Annotated in this window: 18 protein-coding genes; 9 read left to right on the forward strand and 9 right to left on the reverse strand. The window is 73.2% G+C overall.

The genetic code is table 11. The features are described from left to right. Positions 1 to 56: 56 nt before the first annotated feature. Positions 57 to 1,358, forward strand: a complete 1,302-nt coding sequence (locus tag E1262_RS01165; protein ID WP_132101193.1) for a PucR family transcriptional regulator — start codon at positions 57 to 59, stop codon at positions 1,356 to 1,358. A gap of 421 nt (positions 1,359 to 1,779) precedes the next feature. On the opposite strand, the gene E1262_RS01170 is transcribed toward E1262_RS01165, so the two are convergent. Beyond that, positions 1,780 to 4,065, reverse strand: coding sequence for a M6 family metalloprotease domain-containing protein (locus E1262_RS01170; RefSeq protein ID WP_162605710.1), 2,286 nt, complete (start codon positions 4,063 to 4,065; stop codon positions 1,780 to 1,782). A gap of 218 nt (positions 4,066 to 4,283) precedes the next feature. After that, positions 4,284 to 6,392, reverse strand: coding sequence for an OmpL47-type beta-barrel domain-containing protein (locus E1262_RS30095; protein WP_162605711.1), 2,109 nt, complete (start codon positions 6,390 to 6,392; stop codon positions 4,284 to 4,286). 273 nt (positions 6,393 to 6,665) lie between these two features. Here E1262_RS30095 and E1262_RS01185 point away from each other — a divergent pair, with 273 nt between their 5' ends. Continuing rightward, positions 6,666 to 7,160: a hypothetical protein gene (locus E1262_RS01185; RefSeq protein ID WP_132101195.1), complete on the forward strand. Its 495-nt coding sequence runs from the start codon at positions 6,666 to 6,668 to the stop codon at positions 7,158 to 7,160. 119 nt (positions 7,161 to 7,279) lie between these two features. Here the strand turns inward: E1262_RS01185 and E1262_RS01190 are convergent, their stop codons facing one another. Then, entirely contained in the window at positions 7,280 to 7,717 is a 438-nt protein-coding gene (locus E1262_RS01190; protein ID WP_203453415.1) for a PPOX class F420-dependent oxidoreductase, read from the reverse strand. Positions 7,718 to 7,825: 108 nt separating this feature from the next. On the opposite strand from E1262_RS01190, the gene E1262_RS01195 reads away from it, so the two are divergent. After that, complete coding sequence (locus E1262_RS01195) at positions 7,826 to 8,683, forward strand: helix-turn-helix transcriptional regulator (RefSeq protein WP_132101196.1); 858 nt, start codon at positions 7,826 to 7,828, stop codon at positions 8,681 to 8,683. 152 nt (positions 8,684 to 8,835) lie between these two features. Here E1262_RS01195 and E1262_RS01200 read toward each other — a convergent pair whose 3' ends face one another. Then, positions 8,836 to 9,051 carry a hypothetical protein gene (locus E1262_RS01200; protein ID WP_132101197.1) on the reverse strand — a complete coding sequence of 72 codons (216 nt, stop codon included), beginning with the start codon at positions 9,049 to 9,051 and terminating at the stop codon, positions 8,836 to 8,838. After that, positions 9,048 to 10,070: an ankyrin repeat domain-containing protein gene (locus E1262_RS01205; protein WP_132101198.1), complete on the reverse strand. Its 1,023-nt coding sequence runs from the start codon at positions 10,068 to 10,070 to the stop codon at positions 9,048 to 9,050. Before E1262_RS01205 ends, E1262_RS01200 begins: the two co-directional genes overlap by 4 nt. Before the next feature lie 87 nt (positions 10,071 to 10,157). Between E1262_RS01205 and E1262_RS01210 the strand changes: the two genes are divergently transcribed. Next, complete coding sequence (locus E1262_RS01210; RefSeq protein ID WP_162605712.1) at positions 10,158 to 11,009, forward strand: helix-turn-helix transcriptional regulator; 852 nt, start codon at positions 10,158 to 10,160, stop codon at positions 11,007 to 11,009. Between the two features lie 5 nt (positions 11,010 to 11,014). On the opposite strand, the gene E1262_RS01215 is transcribed toward E1262_RS01210, so the two are convergent. Continuing rightward, positions 11,015 to 11,560, reverse strand: a complete 546-nt coding sequence (locus E1262_RS01215) for a methylated-DNA--[protein]-cysteine S-methyltransferase (RefSeq protein WP_132101268.1) — start codon at positions 11,558 to 11,560, stop codon at positions 11,015 to 11,017. Positions 11,561 to 11,725: 165 nt separating this feature from the next. Between E1262_RS01215 and E1262_RS01220 the strand changes: the two genes are divergently transcribed. From E1262_RS01220 to E1262_RS01235, 4 genes are read left to right on the forward strand one after another with little or no spacing between them, the layout of a single operon-like run. Beyond that, on the forward strand, positions 11,726 to 12,358 hold the full coding sequence (locus E1262_RS01220; protein WP_132101200.1) for a biotin transporter BioY: 633 nt from the start codon (positions 11,726 to 11,728) through the stop codon (positions 12,356 to 12,358). 12 nt (positions 12,359 to 12,370) lie between these two features. Continuing rightward, positions 12,371 to 13,669 carry a class I adenylate-forming enzyme family protein gene (locus E1262_RS01225; protein ID WP_132101201.1) on the forward strand — a complete coding sequence of 433 codons (1,299 nt, stop codon included), beginning with the start codon at positions 12,371 to 12,373 and terminating at the stop codon, positions 13,667 to 13,669. Beyond that, entirely contained in the window at positions 13,666 to 14,823 is a 1,158-nt protein-coding gene (locus E1262_RS01230) for a thiolase family protein (protein WP_203453417.1), read from the forward strand. Before E1262_RS01225 ends, E1262_RS01230 begins: the two co-directional genes overlap by 4 nt. A 5-nt stretch (positions 14,824 to 14,828) precedes the next feature. After that, positions 14,829 to 15,425 carry an energy-coupling factor transporter transmembrane component T family protein gene (locus tag E1262_RS01235; protein WP_132101269.1) on the forward strand — a complete coding sequence of 199 codons (597 nt, stop codon included), beginning with the start codon at positions 14,829 to 14,831 and terminating at the stop codon, positions 15,423 to 15,425. A 12-nt stretch (positions 15,426 to 15,437) separates the two neighbouring features. Here the strand turns inward: E1262_RS01235 and E1262_RS01240 are convergent, their stop codons facing one another. The 3 genes from E1262_RS01240 to E1262_RS01250 all read right to left on the reverse strand — a co-directional run bounded on the left by E1262_RS01240 (position 15,438) and on the right by E1262_RS01250 (position 20,091). Then, positions 15,438 to 17,018, reverse strand: coding sequence for an alkaline phosphatase D family protein (locus E1262_RS01240; RefSeq protein ID WP_203453419.1), 1,581 nt, complete (start codon positions 17,016 to 17,018; stop codon positions 15,438 to 15,440). Between the two features lie 212 nt (positions 17,019 to 17,230). Further along, positions 17,231 to 18,718 carry an N-acetylmuramoyl-L-alanine amidase gene (locus E1262_RS01245; protein WP_238992791.1) on the reverse strand — a complete coding sequence of 496 codons (1,488 nt, stop codon included), beginning with the start codon at positions 18,716 to 18,718 and terminating at the stop codon, positions 17,231 to 17,233. A 50-nt stretch (positions 18,719 to 18,768) separates the two neighbouring features. After that, entirely contained in the window at positions 18,769 to 20,091 is a 1,323-nt protein-coding gene (locus E1262_RS01250; RefSeq protein WP_132101205.1) for a CehA/McbA family metallohydrolase, read from the reverse strand. A 64-nt stretch (positions 20,092 to 20,155) separates the two neighbouring features. Here E1262_RS01250 and E1262_RS01255 point away from each other — a divergent pair, with 64 nt between their 5' ends. Next, complete coding sequence (locus tag E1262_RS01255; RefSeq protein WP_132101206.1) at positions 20,156 to 21,475, forward strand: hypothetical protein; 1,320 nt, start codon at positions 20,156 to 20,158, stop codon at positions 21,473 to 21,475. Positions 21,476 to 21,553 lie beyond the last annotated feature (78 nt).

Here is a 21,553-nt window from a genome sequence, read left to right on the forward strand (position 1 = left end):
GGCTTCGTCCCGTTCATCCAAGTAACATGTGATATGTTACTGCGGCGGAGGTGACCATGGAACTCTCGATGCAGCAGATCCTGGAGAGCCTGGCGCAGCGGGTGGGCCGGCCCGCCGTGCTCGAAGACCGGTTCATGCGGCTCATCGCGTTCAGCTCCCACGACCGGCCGATCGACGAGGTGCGGGAGGACTCGATCCTGCGCCGGCACGCGTCGGCGGAGGTGCGCGGCTGGCTGAAGCGGTTCGCGCTACCGAACCTGCGCCGGCCGCTGCGGCTGCCGGCCAACCCCGAGTTGCACATGCTGCCGCGGGTCTGCATCCCCGTCCTCTACCGCGGCAAGCTGCTCGGGCACCTGTGGTTCGTCGACGCCGACGGCAGCATGAGCGACGCCGACCTCGCCGCGTGCATGCAGGGCGCCGCGGAACTGGGTGAGTGGCTGCACCGCGAGAGCGTGGCCAGCCTGTTCTCGTCTGCCCGGCTGGCCGACACCATGCACATCCTGCTGAGCAGCTCGCCGATGAGCGCCCAGGCCGCCCGCAGCCTCGTCGACGCCGGCTACATGCCGGCCCGCGACGGCGTCGTCGCCGTGGTCCTGCAGGGGGTGCCGCGCCGCTCGTCCGCCGTCGACATCGAGGACGCCCTCGCCCAGGCCGTCGCCGACTTCCGCCGCGTGGTCCGCCGCGGCCAGGCGCTCGACCTCATCAACCGCGACCACGCCGTGCTGCTGCTCTCGTGCGCCGGCGACCACGACATCTACGTCGACGAGCGGGTCGAGGCGCTGGTCGAGCTGACCCGGTCCGCCCTGGCCGGCGGTGGCTCGGAGACGGCTCTGGTCGTCGGTGTCGGCAGCCGCCGCGACGCGCTCGAGGACGCGTACGCGTCGTTCCGCGAGGCCCGCATGTCCGCCGACGCCGCCAGGTTGCTCCCCGGCCTGGGCGACATCGTGCACTGGTCGCGGCTGGGCATCCACCAGATCGTCGTCAAGCTGGCGTCACTGGGCGAGGAGGTGCCCACGGTCCACCCCGGCCTGGGCAACCTGCTCGACGACCCCGACGCGCTGCCGCTGCTGGAGACCCTCGAGACCTACCTCGACGTCGCCGGCAACGCCCAGCTCACCGCCGAGCGGCTCAACCTGCACCGGACGTCGCTGTACTACCGGCTGCAGCGGCTGGAGCAGCTCGCGCACACCAACCTCAAGAGCGGCGCCGAGCGGCTGGCGCTGCATCTGTCGCTCAAGGTCGCGCGGATGACCGGCCAGTACGCCCCGCGTCAGTCCGCCGGCGTCGACCTGGCGGCGCCTGCGGGCGCCACCGGCACCGACAACGTCACTCCCTTCCCGGCGGTCGCCACGCGCTGAGCGCCGCGTTCCTTGATCAACGCGACAGTGGGGGTTGGTGTCGTTGGGGCCCCGTCACCACGATCACCTGAGCGTCGACACGATTGCAGGCGTGGTGCGACACACGATTTCGTGGTGTGGGGCGAGGCGTCGCCGGTCCTCCACAGCGTCCACGTGGTGAGATTTTGCCGCGATCTGGGGCACGTCACCACGTTTTCTGGAGCCTCACCACGCCTGCAATCGTGGTGAGGCTCCAGGGATCCTGGTGATGTAGGCGATCCTTGATGATCATGGCTATCCACAGGCGGCAGGTGCACGCCACGGCACCTCGAGGTGTACCCAGACTCGCCCCGTCCCCTCATTTCCACAAGGAACCGGCCACCGGGGCCGCCGCCGCTGCGGATCGGCGGCACCCCGGTGGCCGGTTGGGGGAGGTGGACTGTTAGTCCGTCGGCAGCTCCGCGGCCAACGACACCAGGGCGGCGCTGACGAGGTTGCGAGCACCGGTGCCGGCGACATCCTCGGACATCGTCATGAACCGGTCGACGGCGCGCTCGGCGGCGCGGCCGTTGGCGGCCTCGGCGATGCCCAGCTGCGCGCGCAGCCGCTGGTACTCGCCCTGGGTCAGGAAGCCGCCGGACCGGTAGTCGGCCAGCAGGTCCTGGGCGTTGTCGAAGGCGACGTCGAGCGTGCCGGACTTCAGCTCGACCTCGACGGTGAACGTGGCGCCGGGGTCGGTCTCGCTGGTGGCCGTGATGGTCACCGTCGCCGTCTCCGACGCGTCCTCGCCGGCGCTGGCGTACGCCCAGACCGGCACGGTGTCGCCCGCCTGCGCCGCCTTGATCTCGTACGGCAGGGTCACGTCCCAGCCCTCGCCCTCGACGGTCGAGGAGATCCGGTACACGTCCGAGCCGTAGATGCCCTCGCCGGCCGCGCCGGTGTTGGTCAGCGGCACGTTGACCAGCGCCGTCGAGTCGCCGACGGCGTACGTGGCGGCCTCGCCCAGAGCCACGTCGCGCTCGTGCGGGCCGGCCGCCTCGGTGTGCCGGACGGCGACGTCGTAGAACAGCTCGCCCTCGGCGTCCCGGTAGGTGTCCAGGACGTAGAAGTGCAGCTTGTTCGGCGCGTCGACGTATTCGTAGTCGCTGCCCGACGCGGTGCCGGCGTGGAACGTCGCGTCGTCGAGCTGGCGCGGGTCGCCCTTGACGACGGGGACCGGCTCGCCGCCAGGCTCGGTCGCGTTGCCCGGTCGGTAGAAGTCGATCCGGCCGATGTCCTGCGGGTTCGCGTCGACGAGCCACACCTGGGGGTTGCCGGAGTTGCGGCCCTGGGCGAGCAGGACACCGTGGCCGGCGACGAACGAGTCGTTGCCGGCCCGGTCGACCACCTCCATGGTGAACTTGGACCAGTTAGTGGCGACCGGTGTGCAGAAGAACGGGTCGTCGACGCGCGACTGGCAGGTGCCCTGGACGAACGGGCCGCCGAGCTCGACGTTGAGGCCGACCATGTCACCGTCGGGCACCGAGGAGCGCGCCTTGAGTGGCACGACGGCGACGCCCTGCTCGGCCAGCGCGGCCCGGGTGGTGTTGACGAACTCGCCTTCCTTCACGACCCCCAGCCGGGCGTTGCCGGTGGTCTTGAAGTGCAGCGTGTGATGCGGACCGAGTGCCGAACCGCCGGCGTTCGGGACCTGCCAGCGGTTGTGCGTGCCACCCGGCCCGTTGAACGAACCGCGGCTCATCATCTCCCAGTAGCCGGTGTAGTTTCGGCCGGAACTGGGCTGGAACGGGTTGTTGTAGTTGTCCGGAAGCCCGCGCAGGTGACTGAACTCGTGCGCGAAGACACTGAGGCCAGAGTTCTCCGCCTGGGTCGACGTCCCGTCCCGGCTGGCGTTCGGCCAGTGGTTGGCCGCCGACTGCCACGAGGTCCAGGGCACGTAGCGGGTCGGGACGGCGTTCGGGATCGGATTGCCGTCGGCGTTGAGCACCGGGCCTTCGGTCGCGCCGGGCGGGCCGAACTCGGCCGGGACGTCCGCCGGGGTGCGGAACATCATCTCGCCGAACTCCTGCCAGGTCGACGTCTCGTCGTGGCCGGCGCTGACATAGAAGCCGTTGTCGAAGCCGCAGAGCCCCGACTCGCAGCCGATGTCCGCCCGCCAGAGCGCGCCGCCGTCGGTGCGGAGGTCCTTGTTACAGGTGTCACCGGCAGGGCAGATCGAGTTGGGCCCGGTGACCGGTGCGAAGACGGAGGCGCCGTACTCGTGCAGCTTGCCGGGCAGTGTGTACGGACCGAAGACCTCGACGGTCACGCCGATGCGTCCGTGACTGGTCTCCATCCAGTACCCGTGCAGGGTCTGACCCTTGTTGAACTCGTTCGGCACCGCGTAGTAGTCGTAGTACCACTCGTTCACTTCTTCGGGCGAGACCGGCTCCCACGGGGGCAGTGGGTTCCCGAACGGGTGCGACTCCGGCTCCTGCGTGATGAGGAACTTCTCGTCCGTGAACTCCAGCAGGATCACCGCGGTGCGGTACTGGCTCTCCGACCCCTGGCTGGTGGTGTCCTGGTTCCACGCCTCCGGCCGGACCGGCTTGTAGTCGTCCCAGGTCATCTCGGCCTGTTCTTCCCAGACCTGCTGGTCGACCGGGACGATCGGGCTGGTGCCGGCGTCATCGGCCACACCGTCCTCGGCGTTGGCCGACACGACCCCCGCCGATGCCGAGAGCGCCACCGCGGCAACGCCGACGATCGCTCTCGCCCGCCAGGTCCTCCCGCGCCTCGCGGGTCGCCGTTCTGTACTCGCCGTCACTGAGCCCTCCCAAGAGTCGACGCCGGGCCGCGAGCATGCGGTCCGGTCCGGTGACCGTAGGCCGTGGAACGACCCACGGTCACCGGACAGGTGCATGGACATCTACCGCATTACTTGGACATCTGTCGATCAGTCCAGACTCATTCGCCGCGGCCGCGGTTGACGATCGTGGTCGACTGGGTTCCCTCGGTGTTGTCGTTGTGGTCGTTCGAGCGGTACTCGAGGGTGTGGTCGCCGAGGCCGATGACGCGGAACGGCTCGGTGTAGGTGCGCCAGGGGCCGCCGTCGAGCCGGTACATGATCCGATCGACGCCGGAGCCCCACCCGTCCTGGGCGGTCAGCGTCACCGTCGGGTTGACGTAGGAGCCGTCGCGGGCCGGCCGCTGGTTGAGCGCCAGCTCCGTCGTCGGCGCGTCGACCTCGATGGAGCGCAGCGCCGCCCGCAGGTCCGGCCGCGGGCCGATGTTCTCGTGCGTGTTCGTGGTCTGCGGCGTGCCGGTCGCCCGCAGCAGGTCGTTGATCTGCGCGGTCGTCCACGGGCCGAGGCCGACGGACATGACGTAGGACTGGACGGCGACGACCGCGTTGGTGACGATCGGGCCGGCGCCGGAGGTGCCACTGAACGAGCGCGAGTACGCCCGGTTGTGGTCGTTGCCCAGTTCGGCGCAGAGCACGTTGCAGTAGCCGGTGGTGTAGATGTCCTGGCCCCAGCCCTGCAGGTCGAATCGCTGGCCGTAGTTCGAGAAGCTCAGCCGCGACCGCGCCGGGTTGGCCGCGCGCAGGCCGCTGCCGCCGGCGCCGACGAAGATCGAGCCGGAGTGCTGGACGGCCGGGTCGAACCACTTGACCCCGTTGAGGGTGTACATCGGGTCGTCGGTGTTCGTGTTGCCGTTGCCGCCGGTGAGCACGACGTTGGCGCCCATCGCCGTCAGCACCTTGTTGGCCTCGAAGACCGACGGGATCCACTCCAGTGGCGCGTACCGGCTGCCACCGAGCGGGCTGGCGGTCTGCTGCTCCAGGATCAGCGCGTCGCCGGGCCGGACGAACGGCTGCCCGTTCTCGTCCTTCAACGCGGCGACGAACGCCAGCGCCGGGCCGGGCCGCCACGACGTCCGGGTGCCGAGGTTCTCGACCGGCGAGATGCCGTACATCTCGACATCAGGCACGCCGCCGACCACGCCGTAGCCGTTGTCCTTCGCCACGATCTCGCCGAACACCGCGGTCCCGTGGTCGTCGCCGAAGGTGTCGATGCGCACGAACCGGCCCTGGCCGATGTCGCTGGACCAGTCCAGCTGCAGGTCCTCGTGGAAGGGGTTCCAGTTGTACTCGAGGTCGATCACCCGGATGCCGGCGCCGCGGACCCGCGGGTCGCTGCGGACCAGCTCGGCGTCGATGCCGTTGTGGGTATCCGACGGGCGCAGGTACCCCTGCTGCGGGCTGAGGTCCGGCGTGGGCTCGGCCGGCGGCGGGGCCGGCTCCGGCGACGGGTAGGCGTAGACGACCTCCGGCAACGCGGTCAGCTCCGCCAGGACGGCGTCGACGTCGGTGCCGGCCGGCAGCAGCGCCGTGTACCAGGACGCGAGGTCGGGCAGCGGCTCGGCCGACCGGGCCTGGGCCCCGCTGGTGGCGGTGGCCAGGCCGGCCGTCTGGGCGGGCTCGACGAACGGAATGAGAGCGCTCACATCATGCCGGTCGAGGACGGCGCGGACGTCGTCCAGGCTCTCGCCCGTCGTGCTGCGCAGGGTGGCCTCGCTGCCGCCGCGGACCTGGTAGCCCTCGGCGAACTTGATCTCCAGGCTGACCTCGGGCTGGACGGGCGCGGTGCCGCCCACGCCCGCGCCATCGCCGGTGCTCGCCGTCAGCTGCAGGGCGCCGGTCGACGGCGTCAGCTCGCCCTCGGCGGCCAGCTGCTGCTTGTCGACGTGAACGACCAGGTCGTCGGCGCCGTCGCCGTCGACGTCGTTGACGTGGCTGATGACGGCGCCGGACTCAGAGCGGGCCGGTGCGACGTCGCCGACGGCGACAGTGCGCAGGTCGATGTCGGTGACGTCCACGGCCGGGGAGCCGTGCACCGTCACCGGGATCAGGCCAGGGCCGGCGAGATTGACGTGGCCGGACAGCCCGGCCGAGATGTCGACCTCGATCTCGGGCCGGTCGGCGGGCCCGGCCTGTGCGGGCGGGGCCAGCAGGGCGTAGCCAGTCACCGCGAGGGTGCCGAGTGCGACGCCCGCTCTGAAGCGTCGTGCCATGGGGTTCTCCTTGTCGCTGCGGGAAACGAAGGAAGGACGCAGCCATGCCTGCGGGCGTGACTGGGCGTGATGACGCCCGAACATATGGAAACCGGGATGAATGGTCACCGGGCATGTGTCTGAAACCCGGCCCGGCCGGGCCGACATCTGTCCTAGTCGCCCGACGATGAGAGCAGTCTCACCCCTGCCTCACCCGGCCGGCCGATCGGCTCCGGAACGCTCGGACGCAGAGAGCCGGCAGCACCGGCCGGCCACTGCGAAGGGACAAGACCCATGAAGCGCACCGCACTCGCGATCTCGGCAGCCCTGTGTGCCATGCTGCTCGGCGCGGCTCCCGCCCAGGCCGAGGAGCGCACCTGCCGTGGCACCATCGGCGCCGTCACCGTCGACAACCTCCGCGTCCCCAGCAACGCGACCTGCACACTGAAGGGCACGTACGTCAAGGGGACGATCAAGGTCGAGTACAACGCGACGCTCTACGCCAGCAGCGTGCGGGTGGTCGGCAACGTCCAGGCCGAGAACCACAAGCACGTGTCGCTGACGTCGTCGACCGTCGGCGGCAGCGTCCAGGTGAAGCAGGGCAAGACCGCCACCATCACGTCGAACCGGGTGACCGGCGACGTCCAGTCCTTCACCAACCGCGGCACGCAGCGGATCTCGTACAACCGCATCAACGGCAACCTGCAGTGCAAGGAGAACGTCCCGGCGCCGACCGGCACCGGCAACGTCGTCCAGGGCAACAAGGAGGACCAGTGCCGCCGGCTCTGACCCCGTAGCCAGGCGGCACTAGGCGCCGCGGGCCTCCGCGACCAGCACGCGGACCCGCGGCGCCGTCTCGCCGGCGTTCCGTTGCACGACCCCCAGCTCGCCGGTCCGTCGGTCGTCGGTCATGCGACGTCGCGCGGGGACAGCTCGAAGGAGTCGCCGTCGATGCCCCAGGCGAGGACGCGGCGGGCGCGAATCCGGATCCACGCAGGCGCGAACGGCATGACGCCGGTGATCCGGGCACCGAGCTCCTCGCCCCCCTGGGCGAAGGTCTCGGCCGTCCCGCGGATCTCGATGCCGCGCGGCTGCCATGGGTCGACGCCGGCGAGGTCGTCGACGACGTAGGCAACCTCCGGGTGTGCCTGAGCGTCGCGGAACTTCCGGCTGGTGCCGAAGCTGGTGCCCGCGTGCCCGGCGACGACGACCGCGTCGGCTTCCGGGTCGTAGAAGACCCCGACGGGCGTGACGTGCGGCCGTCCGTCCGGGCCGACGGTGGCCAGCCGGCCCAGCGGCTGGCTCTCCAGGTAGGCGATCTCGGCCTCGGTGAAGATGTTCGACATGGTGACAATGCTCGGCGTGCCGGGGCGTCGTGGGGAGGCCGCGGCAAGGCTAGCCCTGACGGGGCCATTGTTGCCGGCCGCGGCGGGTCCGGCGGTAGCCTGGGCGGCGTGAGCGACAACGAGCTCGGCGCGTTCCTGCGCTCGCGGCGCGATGCCATCACCCCGGCCCAGGTGGGGCTGCCCGCCGGCCCGCGCCGCCGTGCGCCGGGACTACGCCGGGCCGAGCTGGCGATTCTCGCCGGCGTCAGCGTCGACTACCTCACCCGGCTCGAGCAGGGCCGCGACCGCCACCCGTCCGCCCAGGTGCTCGGGGCACTGGCCGAAGCGCTGCAGCTGTCGGCGGCCGAGCGGGTGCTGCTGCGCAACCTCGCCAAGACCACCAGCGGCGACTTCTTCTGCCCGTCGATCGAGTCGCCGCCGGCGTCGCAGGTCCGGCCGACGGTGCGGGCGTTGCTGAACCGGCTGGAGCCGGTCCCGGCGGTGCTGGTCAACCGCATCGGCGACGTGCTGGCGTGGACGACGGGCTACGAGTTCCTGGCCGAGCCGCTCGGCGTGCTGAGCGGCGACACGCCGAACCTGGTCCGCTACCACTTCACCGACCCGCGGGCGCGGGCGACCTATCCCGACTGGCACGTCGTGGCCGACGCGCTGGTGGCCAACCTCAAGCTCGACTCCGGCCCCGACGACGCCCACCTGGCCGCGCTGGCCGACGAGCTGACAGTGCTGGCGGGCGCCCCGTTCGCCACCCGCTGGACGGCCCCGGTGTCGACCGCGGTGCGCACCGGCGTCGAGCGGATCGTGCACCCGGACGCCGGTGAGCTGCGGCTGGCGTTCGAGACCCTCGACCTCTCCGACGGCGAGCACCAGCGGATCATCGTCTACCTGCCCGGCGACGAGCCGACGTCTGGCGCCCTGGACCGGCTGACCGGCCTGCGGCCGGGCTCGCTGCACGCCGTCGCCGGCTGACCCGCGGCCGCGGCCTGCCGCCCCACCGTCCGCCTCCGCAGCTGAGTTGATCTTGGAGAAAGTGGGCCATCTATCGGACATATCGCCCGAGAACTCAACAATTTCTCCAAGATCAACTTCTGGCGGCGGGAGCTGGCCGGAGCCGGCGGACGTCAGCGGCGCTCGTTTCCGCGCCTGTAGTTGCCGGTCGCCTTGGCGAGCAGCAGCTGCCGCTCGCGCTCGTCGGCGGCCCGCTCCAGAGCCGCGGCCAGCCGGTCGGCCGCGCGTCCGGCGACGGTGACGACGACCCGGCCGCCGCGGCTGACGCGGATCGGCCCGGCCTTCGTCACCTGGTAGTCGAACGGGTCGTCGGCGAGCGGGTCGGTCATTCGGTCCCCTCGCCTGGGGTGAGCAACTCGGCCAGGTCGGCGAAGCCGTAGGCGCGGGCGTGCTCCAACGGCGTCAGCCCGGCGTGCGAGCGCAGGTCGCGGCGGGCGCCGGCCTCGACCAGCACGCGGGCCGCCTCGACGTGGCCGTGCCAGACCGCGTCGTGCAGGGCGGTGAAGCCGTTGTACGGGCCCTGGGCGTCGACCTCGAGGCCGCGACCGCCGTCGCGGCGGGCGGCCGCGTCATCCAGCAGCACGCGGAGGGCGTCCGGGTGGCCCATGTACCCGCTCTTGTGACCAGGCGTTGCCTTCATCAGCCCGTCGACCCGGCGGGGATCGGCCCCGGCGGCCAGCAGCTCGCGGACGATCTGGGCGTGCCCGAACATGGCGGCGACGCCGAGCGGGGTGTAGCCGTCGAAGAACGTGCCGCACATCGGCGCCCGCTCGTCCGGCGCGGCACCCGCGGCCAGCAGCCGGCTGACCTCGGCCAGGTCGCCGTCCTTGACCGCGGCCATCAGCGGCTGCGCCTCGACGGCGGCGGCGTCCGCGCGGTCGCGGGCCTCGATCAGCGCCGCCGTCTCCTTCAACCCGTCGCGCCGGGCGACGTCGAGCGCCGTCAGGCCGTAGTGGCTGAGCAGCGTGGTCTTGGCGCCGCGATCGAGCAGGTAGGCCGCCACCTCGTGGCTCTTGTACCAGACGGCGTCGAACAGTGGGGTGTGCCCGAGGGTCGGCGACTGCAGATCGATGAACGCGCCGTGGTCCAGCAGCAGCCGCGTCACGTCCACGCTGCCGCCCTGCGCCGCCTTGTGCAGCGCGCTGGCGCCCATCCTCGGCTCCAGCGCGTGCACGTCGGCGCCGGCGACCAGCAGCAGTTCCACCAGCTGCGGGCTGCCGATCCCGGCGGCGATCATCAACGGGGTCAGCCCGTCGGCGTCGCGGAGGTCGGGCGGGGTGCCGTCGCGCAGCTCGTCGGCCGCTGCGATGAGGTCGTTGCGGTGGGCGGCCGCGGCCAGCGTCGTCATGCTCGACGACAATAGGTGCCGGCCGGATGGGGCGACAGAGGTGAGCGCCGACACCGGTACCGGCACTACCAGGATGGCGGGAGGACCGTGGCGGACGATGCCAGCGCGACGCGGCGGGCCGAGCTCGGCGCGTTCCTGACTTCCCGGCGCGGCCGGCTGCGCCCGGCCGACGTCGGGCTGCCCGACGGGCCGCGACGGCGGACGCCGGGGCTGCGCCGCGAGGAGGTCGCGCAGCTCGCCGGCATCGGCGTCACCTGGTACACGTGGCTGGAGCAGGGCCGCGACATCACCACCACGGCGCAGACGCTGGCCGGCCTGGCTCGGGCGCTGCGGCTGACCGGCCCGGAGCGGGCCTACCTGCTCCGGCTGGCCCGCCCGGCCGACGCGCTCGACGTCCCGGAGCTCGATGATGGCGCGCGGCATGCGCTGACCACTTTCGTGGCGGCGTTGGCCGAACCGGCCTACCTCATGGACGCGCGTTGGGACGTCGTCGCCTACAACGACGCGCTCACCGCCTGGATCGAGCTGGACTACGCCGACGTGCCGCCGGAGCGCCGCAACGTCATCGTGCAGACGTTCACGTTGCGCAGCTGGCGGGACCGGCAGCGCGACTGGGAGCGGGTGGCGCGCACCTGCCTGGCGGCGTTCCGGGCCAGCTACGCCGTGGCCGTCGGGGACCCGCGGATGTCCGAGGTGGTCGCTCTGCTGGAGCGGTCCAGCCCGGAGTTCCGTGCCTGGTGGCCCGAGCACGACCTTCTCGACGGCCCGGCCCAGTCGCTGCAGGTGCACGAGCACCCGCGGGTCGGCACCGTGACGGTGGAGAACACGCTGCTGCACCCGGCGACCGCGCCGCGGCTGTGGCTGGGTATCCACACGCCGGCCGACCCGGACAGCGCCGAGCGGCTGGCCCGGCTGCGCACGCCGGCGGCGCGACGCTGACGGGCTCATGCCGTGAGGCCGGCGGGGCTCCAGTCGAACGTGGGCGGCAGGACGCCCTCCAGCGTAAGCAGCCAGCGCTTGACCTCGAGTCCGTTGCCGCCGGACCCGCCGCTGTAGCCGCCCAGCCCGTCGCTGGCCAGCACCCGATGACACGGGACGACGATGGGGATCGGGTTGGCGCCCATGATGCCGCCGATGGCCCGGGCCGGGATGCCGGTGCCGCTGCGGTCGGCCAGTTGGCCGTAGGTGACCGACGACCCGTAGCCGACGGTCTCGTGCAGGGTGCGCAGCACGACGGCCGACGCTGAGCCGGGGACGTAGCGCCAGTCGATCGGGACGTCGAAGTCCTGCCGCCGCCCGGCGAAGTACTCGGTCAGCTGGCCGAGCACCAGCGCCAGCCGCTCGGCGTCGTCGACCACCGGCAGCCGGCCGGAGGCCGGGCGGCGACCCCAGCCGACCGCGGCGAGCCCGTCGCGGGTGACGGCCACGCTGATGCGCCCGACCGGTGTGTCGAGCCCGCCGACCGCCACGTCATCGCTCACGCCGTCCATTCTGCCGTCCACCTCCGACAAGGTCGCACTTGTGGAGGACCACCAATCCGGTGCCGCGATGCTGGTGCGAATTGCCGACTATGTCCGGCGCAGGTCCGTCGGTCAGAGTGGAGGCACACCGCCGCGGGCCCCCGCGGCGGGCGCACGCCCAGACAGGAGAGCTCGATGGCAGGAAGATCGCGGTTGCCCGCCGCGGATCTCGCGCGGATCGCCGCGTTCGCCGCGTTGACCGCCGTCCTCGGGTTGCCGGGGTCGTTCCACCTCTTCGGCAACGCCGTTCCGGTCACCCTGCAGTCGATGGGGCCGCTGCTGGCCGGCGCGATCCTCGGCGCGAAACGGGGCGCGCTGTCGCAGCTCCTGCTGCTCGCACTGGTCGCCGCCGGGCTGCCGCTGCTGGCCGGCGGACGGGGCGGGCTCGGCGTGTTCGCCGGGCCGTCGGTCGGCTATCTCATCGGCTTCGTGGTGTCGGCGTTCGTGGTCGGGCTGATCGTCGAACGGTCCGGACGCCGGCCGGGTGTGCACTGGGTGCTGGCCGCCTGCCTGATCGGCTCGGCGACAACGCTGGCCATGGGCATCCCGGTCCAGTCGGCGGTCACGGGGGTGCCGCTGACGGAGACGTTCCAGCTGTCGCTGGCGTTCATCCCGGGCGACACGGCCAAGGCGGTGTTCGCGGCGCTGGTCGCGTCCGGCGCGCAGCGGGCCTACCCGGACGCCGCGCCGGCGGCCCGCCGCGAGCGGGTCGAGGGCAGGGTGGGACGCCGCACCGGGGGCGATGACACCGGCGCCGGCCGGGCCTGAGACGCTGCGTCGATGCCGGTCTTCCGCGAGGTCTTGGCACACGCAGCCGCCCAGCCGCACCGCGTCGCCGTCCGGTACGGCGACACGGCGCGCACCTACGCGCAGCTGGCCCGGGACGCCGAACGGGCGCGCCCGGACGTCAAGCCGGGCGCGCTGGTCACGCTGCCTGACGGCGACCCGGTCGCGCAGCTCACCGGGATCCTGGCCGCCGACGCCGCGGGCGCGGTCCCGCTGACCGCCGACCCGTCGTGGCGGCCCGAGCACCAGAGGGCGCTGCTCGGTCCGCTGCCGGCGACGGTCGACGACGCGGTGGCGCACGACCTGGCCTGGGCCGGATTCACGTCCGGCAGCACCGGCCGGCCGCGAGTGGTCGTGCGGTCGCGGTCGTCGTGGACGGGGTCGTTCGAGGCGACCGGCCGGCTCACCGGGATCACCGCGGACGACGCCGTGCTGGTGCCGGGGTCGCTGTCGTGGTCGCTGACCGCGTTCGCGACGGCGCATGCGCTGGCGGCCGGTGCGACGGTGCTGCTGACCGGCGACTGGTCGGTGCCGGGGCTGCGGGCCGCGCTGCCGGCGGCCGACGTCGCGCATCTGGTGCCGCACCGGCTGGCCGCGGTCCTCGACGCGCGGCCGCGGCGGCTGCGGACGGCGGTCGTCGGCGGCGCCGCACTGGGGACGGCGCTGCGTGACCGGGCGGCGAACGCCGGGGTCGGCGTCGTCGCGTACTACGGCGCCACCGAGCTGTCCTTCGTCGCCGTCGACCCGGACGGGGAGGGGCTGCGGCCGTTCGCCGGTGTGGAGGTCTCGCTGCGGCCGGCGGCCGCCGGCCCGGGCGAGGTATGGGTGCGCTCGCCGTGGCTGGCGCACGGATACCTCGGCGCGGGCGGCGGACCGCTGCGCCGCGACGCCGGCGGCTGGGCGACGGTGGGCGACCTGGCGGAGGACATCGGGCCGAGCGGCCGGCTCGTGCTGCGCGGCCGCGCCGACGGCGCCGTACTCACCGGCGGCGCGACCGTTGTGCCCGCGGACGTCGAGGCGGTCCTGGCCGAGGTGCCGGGCGTGGACGGCGTCGTGGTCGTGGGGCTGCCGCACGCCGAGCTCGGCCAGGTGGTCGCCGCCGTCGTGCAGGGTGCCGGCGTGCGCCGGGCCGTGCTGGAGCGGGTGGTGCGCGAACGGCTCGCACCGGCGCAGCGGCCGCGCCGGTGGCTCGCCATCGACGAGCTGCCCAGGACGTCCACCGGCAAGCCGGCCCGTGCGCTGGTCGGCGCGGGCGTGGCTGCCGGCGACCTGCCCATCCGGCCACTGACGTGAGCGCGCCGGTCGTCGTCGCGGCCCGCCGGACGCCCATCGCGACCGCTGGGAAGGCGCTGCGCGAGGTCACCGTCGAGAAGCTGGCCGCGCCGGTGCTGTCGGCGGTCGTCGACGACGTGTGGCCGCTCACCGCGATGCGCGCCGTCGACGACGTCGTGCTCGGCAACTGCCTGGGACCTGGCGGCAACGTGGCCCGGGTCGCGGCCCTGGCCGCCGGGTTCGACTCCGCCGTGCCGGGCGTCACCGTCGACCGGCAGTGCGGCAGCGGGCTGGCCGCGATCCTGCAAGCCGGGCAGGCGATCCGGGCGGGCGACGCGCGGCTGGTGCTGGCCGGCGGCGTCGAGAGCGCGTCGACGGCGCCGCAGCGCTCGCACCGCGTGGCGCCGGCCGGCGGCAGCACCGGGGCGTACGACCGGGCTCCGTTCACGCCGCCGGAGTACGGCGACCCGGACATGGGTGTCGCCGCCGAGGAGCTCGCCCGCCGCCGCGGCGTCATCCGTGGCCGGCAGGACGCCTATGCCGCCGCGAGCCACGCGAAGGCGCTGCTGGCCCGCGAGGCCGGCCGGTTCGACGCGGAGTTGGTGCCGGTCGATGGGCTCGAACACGACGACCGGCCGCGGCGGCTGAACCCCGCGGTGCTGGCCCGGATGCCGGCCGCCTTCGTCCCTCGCGGGACGGTGACCGCGGGCAACTCGTGCGCCAACAGCGACGGCGCTGCCGTCGTGGCCATGGTCGGCGAGGAGCTCCGAGCCGGCCGGCCGGGGCTGCGGCTGGTCGCCGGCGCCGTCGTCGGGTGCGACCCGCGGTTGCCCGGCTGGGGTCCGGTGCCGGCCGTGCACCGGGTGCTGGCGGCCGCGCGGGTCGCGCTCGGCGACGTCGGCGCCGTCGAGATCGTCGAGGCGTTCGCCGGGCAGGTGCTGGCGGTCACCGACGCGCTCGGACTGGACCCGCTCGGCCGCGACGCGGGCGTCGTCTGCGCCGACGGGGGAGCGCTGGCGCTGGGTCACCCGTGGGGCGCGTCGGGTGCCGTCGTCGTCGTGCGGCTGTTCGCCCGGCTGGTCCGCGGCGGCGCGCCGGCCGGGACGCTCGGGCTCGCGACCGCGGCGATCGGCGGCGGCATGGGCGTGGCGGCGTTGTTCGAGGTGGTCCGGTGACCCTGCTGACCGGCGCCTACGTGCCTGGCCGCTCGGTGGTGCACCGGACGCCGGCCGGGCTGAAGCTGGCGGTGCTGGCGGCTGCGTGCACCGCCCTGGTGTTCGCGCGGTCGCTGGTCGCGGTCGGCGTGGCGACGGCGGTCGTGGTGGCGCTGTATGCGCTGGCCCGGGTGGGCGTCCGGGCCGCGTGGGGGCAGCTGCGGCCGCTGCGCTGGCTGGTCGTCGTGCTGCTGGTGGTGCAGGTGCTGATCGCCGACCTGCCGACGGCGGTCGCGCTGACGGCGCGGCTGGTGCTCGCCGTCGCGCTGGCCGCGCTGGTGACGCTGACGACCCGGACGACGGACCTGATGGCTGCGCTGGAACGGGCCTTGCGGCCGTTGCGCCGGGCCGGGGTGGATCCGGGGCGGGTGTCGCTGCTGATGTCGCTGGCGCTGCGCAGCGTGCCCGTCGTCGCCGGGATCGCCGGCCGGATCCGGGAGGCCCGCTGCGCCCGCGGCCGCGAGCGCAGCGTCCGCGCGTTCGCCGTCCCCCTCGTCGTCGGCGTGCTGCGGCACGCCGACGCGATGGGCGAGGCCCTGCAGGCCCGCGGCCTCGACGACTGACCGGCCCGGAATCTACGAGGCGACCTGGGCGATGCCGGGGACGCCGGCCTCTACGTGGAGACTGGCGCGGGTGGTGACCGGCGCGTCCGGCCGGCGCACGTACGGGACCACCCGGTAGTCGGTGCGCCAGGTGTCGGGCGTCAGGGTGCAAGTGGCGTAGCCGCGCTGGACATTGTGGAACTTCATGTGCGGGTTCTCAGCCAGCCACACGGCGCCGAGCGCGTCCTGGTCGGCGCCGTCGCCGCCGGCGCTGAGCGACGTGGCGAGGAACTCGGTGCCGACGGTGGCCGACCCGGGGTCGTCGAAGTTCGCCTTGAGGTCGGCGGCGACGCTGCGGTGCGCGTCGCCGGTGACCACGACGAAGTTGTCGACGCCGCGCTCGCGGACGCCGTCGAGCAGCCGGCTCCGGGCCGCGGCGTAGCCGTCCCAGGTGTCCATGCCGAACGCCTGCACCGGTCCGGCCTCGTGGTCGGCCTGCATCATGAAGATCTGGTTGGCCATCACCTTCCACGTCGCCGGCGAGTCCGCGAGCCCGTCCAGCAGCCATGCCTCCTGTGCGTCGCCGAGCATGGTGCGGGCCGGGTCCAGCCGGTCGGCGCAGTCGATCTGCCGGCCGTCGCCACAGGCCTGGTCGTCGCGGTACTGGCGGGTGTCGACGACGTTGAAGTCGGCCAGCGTGCCGTACCGCAGCCGCCGGTAGAGCTGCATGTCCGGCCCGACCGGCATCGACGCGCGGCGCAGCGGCATGTTCTCGTAGTACGCCTTCAGCGCGGCGATGCGCCGGGCCTGGAACTCCGCGCCGCCCACGCCGCCGCCGTCGACGTCGTCGGCCCAGTTGTTGTCGATCTCGTGGTCGTCGAGCACCACGATCCATGGCGCGGCGGCGTGCGCGGCCTGCAGGTCCGGGTCGCTCTTGTACTGGCTGTAGCGGATGCGGTAGTCGGTCAGCGAGCGGCACTCGACGGCGGGCAGGTGGGCGCGGCCGATGGTGCCGACGTTGGGGCCCTCGTAGATGTAGTCGCCGAGGTGCACGACGAGATCGACGTCCTCCTCGGCGAGGTGGCGGTGCGCGGTGAAGTAGCCGTCGGCGTAGTTCTGGCAGCTGGCGTAGGCGAAGCGCACCTGGTCAGGGCGGGCATCGGCGGCCGGGGCGGTGCGGGTGTGGCCGACGGGGCTCAGTTCGCGGCCGGCGCGGAACCGGTACCAGTAATCGCGGCCCGGCTCCAGCCCGCCGACCTCCGCGTGCACCGAGTGTGCCAGCTCCGGCGTCGCACGGACGGCGCCGGCCCGCTCGACCTGCCGGAACTGAGGGTCGCGGGCGATCTGCCACTCGACCGGAACCGCCCGCCCACCCATGCCGCCGCTGCCGTCGGCCGCCAGCGGCTCAGGCGCCAGCCGTGTCCACAGCACGACGCCGTCGGGCAGCGGGTCGCCCGAGGCGACGCCGAGCGTGAAGGGGTTGTCGCGGAACAGCGGGTTGGCGCGGACCGGCGCGGCTGAGAACCCGGCCAGCGCGGCGGTGAACGTCAGCACGCCACCGCCGGTCACGGCGAGGAACCGGCGGCGGTCGAGGGTGGACGGCGATGCGGGCACGGGCGACCTCCGGAGGGTGTGGGTGCCGATCGCATCACAGTTGTCCCGACTACCGGTCGAGGCCGAAATGAACGGCCGGCGTCGGTGTGGTGAAGTCATAGGTGACGCCGGTGGGCGCTCCGACTCGGCCCAGAGATCCGCGGCCTGCGGCCGTAGGGACCGAGGGGGAGCGACCTCCCTCGAATGGTCGTCGCTCTCCGTCGGTCACCACGTCAGACCATGGCGGTGTAGCGGTTCCAGGTGGTGGCGGTGCCGAGCTGGACGCGGGATGCGAAGGTTCCGTTGCCTCGTCCGGGCAGGAGGAAGAGCTTGCCGGTGTTCTCGCGGGCGATCACGTCGGGATGGTTGTTGCCGTTGAAGTCGCCGACTCCGACGAGTGCGGTGTAGCGGTTCCAATCGGTGGCGGTGCCGATCTGCGTGCGGGATGCGAAGGTTCCGTTGCCTCGTCCGGGCAGGAGGAAGAGCTTGCCGGTGTTCTCGCGGGCGATCACGTCGGTGTTGCCGTCGCCGTTGAAGTCGTGGTCCGGGACGGGCGGTGGGTTCAGGACGGTGTCCGTGCCGGCGCGGATGGCGCCCAGCTGGGCGTACAGCAGCTCGCCCGGGCACTCCGTGGCGCCACCGTCGCGGTGCCCCGCGATCGTGGGCAGGGTCTGCTGGTTCGGGTAGGCGAAGGTGCCGTTCGGGTCGACGTCGTGGAGGCCGAACTTCCAGGCGAACAGCCGCGCGTAGGCGTCGAGGACCGCCTGCCCGGGCTGGGCCGCGGTGAACTCGCCGAGCGCGGCGACGCCGACCGAGTAGCTGTTGTACCCCGCGACGTGCGCGCCGACGACGGCCCGGTCGATGCCGCCCCAGCGGCCCTCCCAGATGCGTCCGAACCGGTCGACGAAGAAGTTGTAGCCGATGTCGCGCCAGCCGCGGCCGACGACGTGGTACTCGTAGATGCCCCGCAGGATGGCCGGCACGTCGGCCTCGGTGTACGTGTTGGTGCCGGCGGTGTGGTGGACGAAGCCGCCCTGGACGTCGCCGTAGAGCGGGTCGGTCTGCTCACGCAGCGACTCGTCCGCGCCCCAGGCGGCCCGGCTGTAGATGACCGGCATGGGAGCGTCCGCGCTGGCGGCGGCAGACGACGGCGCGCTGGCAGGTGCCGCCTCGGCCGGCGCCGGTGCCGCGTCCGCAGCGGCCGTGCCGGGGTCGATCAGGGTGACCTCGAGACCCGCGGGCAGCTCGCCGTCCGGCGTCTCGATCCGGACCTCGATCGCCTCGGAGCCGGGCAGGACCACCGGGTCGGTGCCGCGTCGCGCCTCCGCCGCCTCGGCCGTGCCCGGATCGGGCGCATGGCCGTCGTCGTGCACCTCGTACCAGGGCGTCCACGTGTCGGCGCCGCGGGCCCGGATCTGGATGTGGATGTCGGACGGGCCCTCGGCGGCCGGCCAGGTGACGGCGGCGACGTCGAACCGTTCGGTCTCGATCGGGCCGGCGCCGACGGTGGATTCACCGGCCCGCGCCGTCGCGTCGGTGCCGGTGAGGAGGTCGTCGAGCGCGATCGTCTGGACGGTGGTCTCGGCGGCCTCGGTGGGCACCGGGTCGTCCGTGCCGCTGCCGCTGGCCGGCAGTGCGGTGAGACCGACCGCGGCCAGCGTCACGACGGCGAGTGCGGCCGGGACGGTGCGGCGGCGGGCTTCTACATTTCGGGGATGCATCGACACGAGGGCGAAATGTACCGGTTCGTGGGCGCGGCCGGTAGTCCGGCTCAGGCGGGGTCGAACCACCAGGGGCTGGAGTAGGCGATCCCGAAGTCGTTGCAGGGATGGCCGTCCGGGCCCGGCGTCCCGTTCGGCTGGGACGGGTCTGAGACGCGCAGGACGACCCAGTCGCCGTCGTCGCTGTCGAGGGGGACGGTGAACCGCGTGACCCTGCCGGCCGCGGCCTCGATCACGTCGGCGACCTCCGGGACACCCTCGCCGGGTCGCAGCACCTGGATGTCCAGCCGCACGCCGTCCCATTCGGCGCCGCGGTCGAGGTCGATGGCGAACCGGATGTCGCCGCGGGCACGCCGGATGGAGCCGCCCATCGGCGCACCGTCCGCCGTCGCATCCAGCCGCAGACCCGAGACCCGGGTGGCGAAGAACCGCCGCTCTGTCATCGCCTGGTAGACGGCCTCGCGGGTGTTCTCGGTGACCCACATCCCGGTGCGGCCCTTGCCCTCCGGGAAGCCCCAGTCGGTGCCGTGCTCGTCGGTGACGCCGGACAGCCCGGGCCGCCAGCCGGCGTTCAGGCAGGTCACCAGTGGTGAGCTGACGCCCTTGGTCCAGCCCTCGAAGAGGTAGTCGTCGTATCGGTTGAACATCTCCATGCTGACCAGCTGGTCGTGCGCCTTCGGCTCGTACCGGAAGTCGTTGAACCGGCCCGGCTCGCGGCCCGGGTGGTTGAACCCGGCCAGCCCGTCGGCGCCGCCGTCGCCAAGCCCGAAGAAGGCGTCTTCGCGCGTCAGCCAGCGGTAGAAACCGCCCATCAGCGTCGCGTCGAGCACGTCGGTGTAGGCGTCGGTGAACCACACGTTGACGTGGCCGAGCAGCGGGTTCGTCCACTCGAAGCCACGGATCGCGGTGAACACGCCCGGCTCGTCCGCGGCGTCGGCCAGCTCCCGGGTGCGGCGCCAGCCGCCACGACTCAGCCCGGTGATCTGGTTGACGCCGTCGGGCAGCAGCGGGTCGAGGATGCTCAGCACGCCGTCGGACAGCGTCGCGTGGTCGGTGAGCGCGGCGACGTCGAGGCCGGCGGAGCGCATGGACTCGTAGGCCAGCGCGGGGTCGCCGGAGCCGTCGGAGAGCAGCGTGTGGTTGTGCAGGTCGGCGTGGACGAGCGTGCGGCCGAGGGTGATCCGGGAGGCGCGCTCGGCGCCGGGCGCACCGGACGCGGTGCGGGTGACGCCCGCGGCGGCGTCGGCGGTACCGGTCGTGCCGGCGGCGGCGGCCAGGATCAGCCCGCCGGCGGCGCCGGAGAGGACGTCGCGCCGGCTCAGCCCATTGGCGTGCTCGTCGCCGTGCAGGTGCTGGTGGTCCGCGTCGCTCATGCTCCGATCACACACCCTCCCTCGCGGTCGGCCTTCACCCTATGCGAGCGGCTAGCCTCCTCTCGTGCTGGTGTTGGCGGTCACGGCGTTCTCCGTCGCCTGGTGGCTGGGGCTCTACCTGGCCGGCCGCGACCCCGCCGACCCCGCGATGCGCCGCGCCGGGCTGGGTCTGGTGTCGTACGCGCTGGCGCTGGCGCTGGCGCCGTTCGACGGATCCGTCGTCGACGCGCTCGGGTACGTGTTCGCGGGACTCCCGGCGCTGATCTGGACCGGCGTGCTGCTGGCCCTGCTGCCGGACGGCGCGCCGTGGCGGGCACCGGCCGAGCGGGTGTGGCGGTGGGCGGTGCTCCCGCTGGGTGTCGCCGAGCTGGCGGCGGCCGCGGTCGTGGGCGGCGGGTGGGAGCCGCTGACGGCGGTGCTGGTGCTGCTCCCGCTGGCCGCGGCGTTGTGGCTCGTGCTGCGGGCGCGGACCGCACCGTTCGAGCTGCGGCAGGGCGTCGTCGTGCTGGCGACGCTGCTGTTCGGGCTCGGTGCGGTGGTCGTGCTGGTGCCGCTGGGCTGGGTCCCGGACGGCGTCGTGCTGACGGCCGTCGGGATCGACCTCGTCGTTCTCGGCGTCGTCGTCGCGATGACGAACGCGCTGGAGGCGGGCGAGGCACTGGGCGCGGATCTGCGCCGGTCCGCCGTCGGGGCGCTGCTCGCGGCGGTGGTGTTCGGCGGGCAGGTCGGGCTGGTCGCGCTGGCGTCGGGCTCCAGCGACGCGCTGCGGGCGCTCGCCTTCGGCGTCGTCGGCGCCGCGATCGCCGTCGTGACGCTGGCCAGCGCGGTCCAGGCGGCCGTGGACCGGCTGGCGTTCGCCGGCGCGCCGGAGCTGCGCGAGTCGCGGGCCGAGCTGCGCGACGCGTCCGACGCGCTGCCCCGCCGCGACGAACGTCACCACCTCGACGACCTCGACGACGACGCGTTCGCCCGGCTGGTCCGCGACGCGCTGCGCAACTACGGCGACCTCGGCAAGCTGGTGTCCAGCCCGCTGCTCGCACTGCCCGCCGTCGACGCCCGGCTGGCCGGGACCGGCCGCGACGGTCACGCCCTGGACCGCGCGACCGAGCTGAAGGCGCTGCTGCTGGAGAGCATCGAACGGCTGCGTCCCCGCGACGCGGAGTTCGGGACCAGCGAGGAGTGGCGGCACTTCAACGCGCTCTACTTCCCGTACGTCGCCGGGATCCGCCCGTACCGGCGGCAGCCCGATCTCAGCGGCCTCGACGACACCTCGCGGCGCGCGTTCGACTGGCTTCGCCGGTACGTTCCCGAGCGGACGCTCTACAACTGGCAGAACGCCGCCGCCCGGATCGTCGCGCACGATCTGCGCACCCGGAGCGGCTGAACTGGCAGTACTTGGCAGTGCCCGGTCTGTGGTCGGCAGTGGATTCCGGGCGACGGTCGTGGTGTCCGAACGACATCA

The sequence above is a fragment of the Jiangella aurantiaca genome (assembly GCF_004349105.1).
In the GTDB taxonomy this organism is placed as follows: Bacteria; Actinomycetota; Actinomycetes; order Jiangellales; family Jiangellaceae; genus Jiangella; species Jiangella aurantiaca.

Excerpts from the sequence above, each read along its gene's own strand:
- E1262_RS01165 (WP_132101193.1), top strand. The coding sequence starts at position 57 with ATGGAACTCTCGATGCAGCAGATCCTGGAGAGCCTGGCGCAGCGGGTG.
- E1262_RS30095 (WP_162605711.1), bottom strand. The coding sequence starts at position 6,392 with ATGGCACGACGCTTCAGAGCGGGCGTCGCACTCGGCACCCTCGCGGTG.
- E1262_RS01185 (WP_132101195.1), top strand. The coding sequence starts at position 6,666 with ATGAAGCGCACCGCACTCGCGATCTCGGCAGCCCTGTGTGCCATGCTG.
- E1262_RS01190 (WP_203453415.1), bottom strand. The coding sequence starts at position 7,717 with ATGTCGAACATCTTCACCGAGGCCGAGATCGCCTACCTGGAGAGCCAG.
- E1262_RS01200 (WP_132101197.1), bottom strand. The coding sequence starts at position 9,051 with ATGACCGACCCGCTCGCCGACGACCCGTTCGACTACCAGGTGACGAAG.
- E1262_RS01205 (WP_132101198.1), bottom strand. The coding sequence starts at position 10,070 with ATGACGACGCTGGCCGCGGCCGCCCACCGCAACGACCTCATCGCAGCG.
- E1262_RS01215 (WP_132101268.1), bottom strand. The coding sequence starts at position 11,560 with ATGGACGGCGTGAGCGATGACGTGGCGGTCGGCGGGCTCGACACACCG.
- E1262_RS01220 (WP_132101200.1), top strand. The coding sequence starts at position 11,726 with ATGGCAGGAAGATCGCGGTTGCCCGCCGCGGATCTCGCGCGGATCGCC.
- E1262_RS01225 (WP_132101201.1), top strand. The coding sequence starts at position 12,371 with ATGCCGGTCTTCCGCGAGGTCTTGGCACACGCAGCCGCCCAGCCGCAC.
- E1262_RS01245 (WP_238992791.1), bottom strand. The coding sequence starts at position 18,718 with ATGCATCCCCGAAATGTAGAAGCCCGCCGCCGCACCGTCCCGGCCGCA.
- E1262_RS01250 (WP_132101205.1), bottom strand. The coding sequence starts at position 20,091 with ATGAGCGACGCGGACCACCAGCACCTGCACGGCGACGAGCACGCCAAT.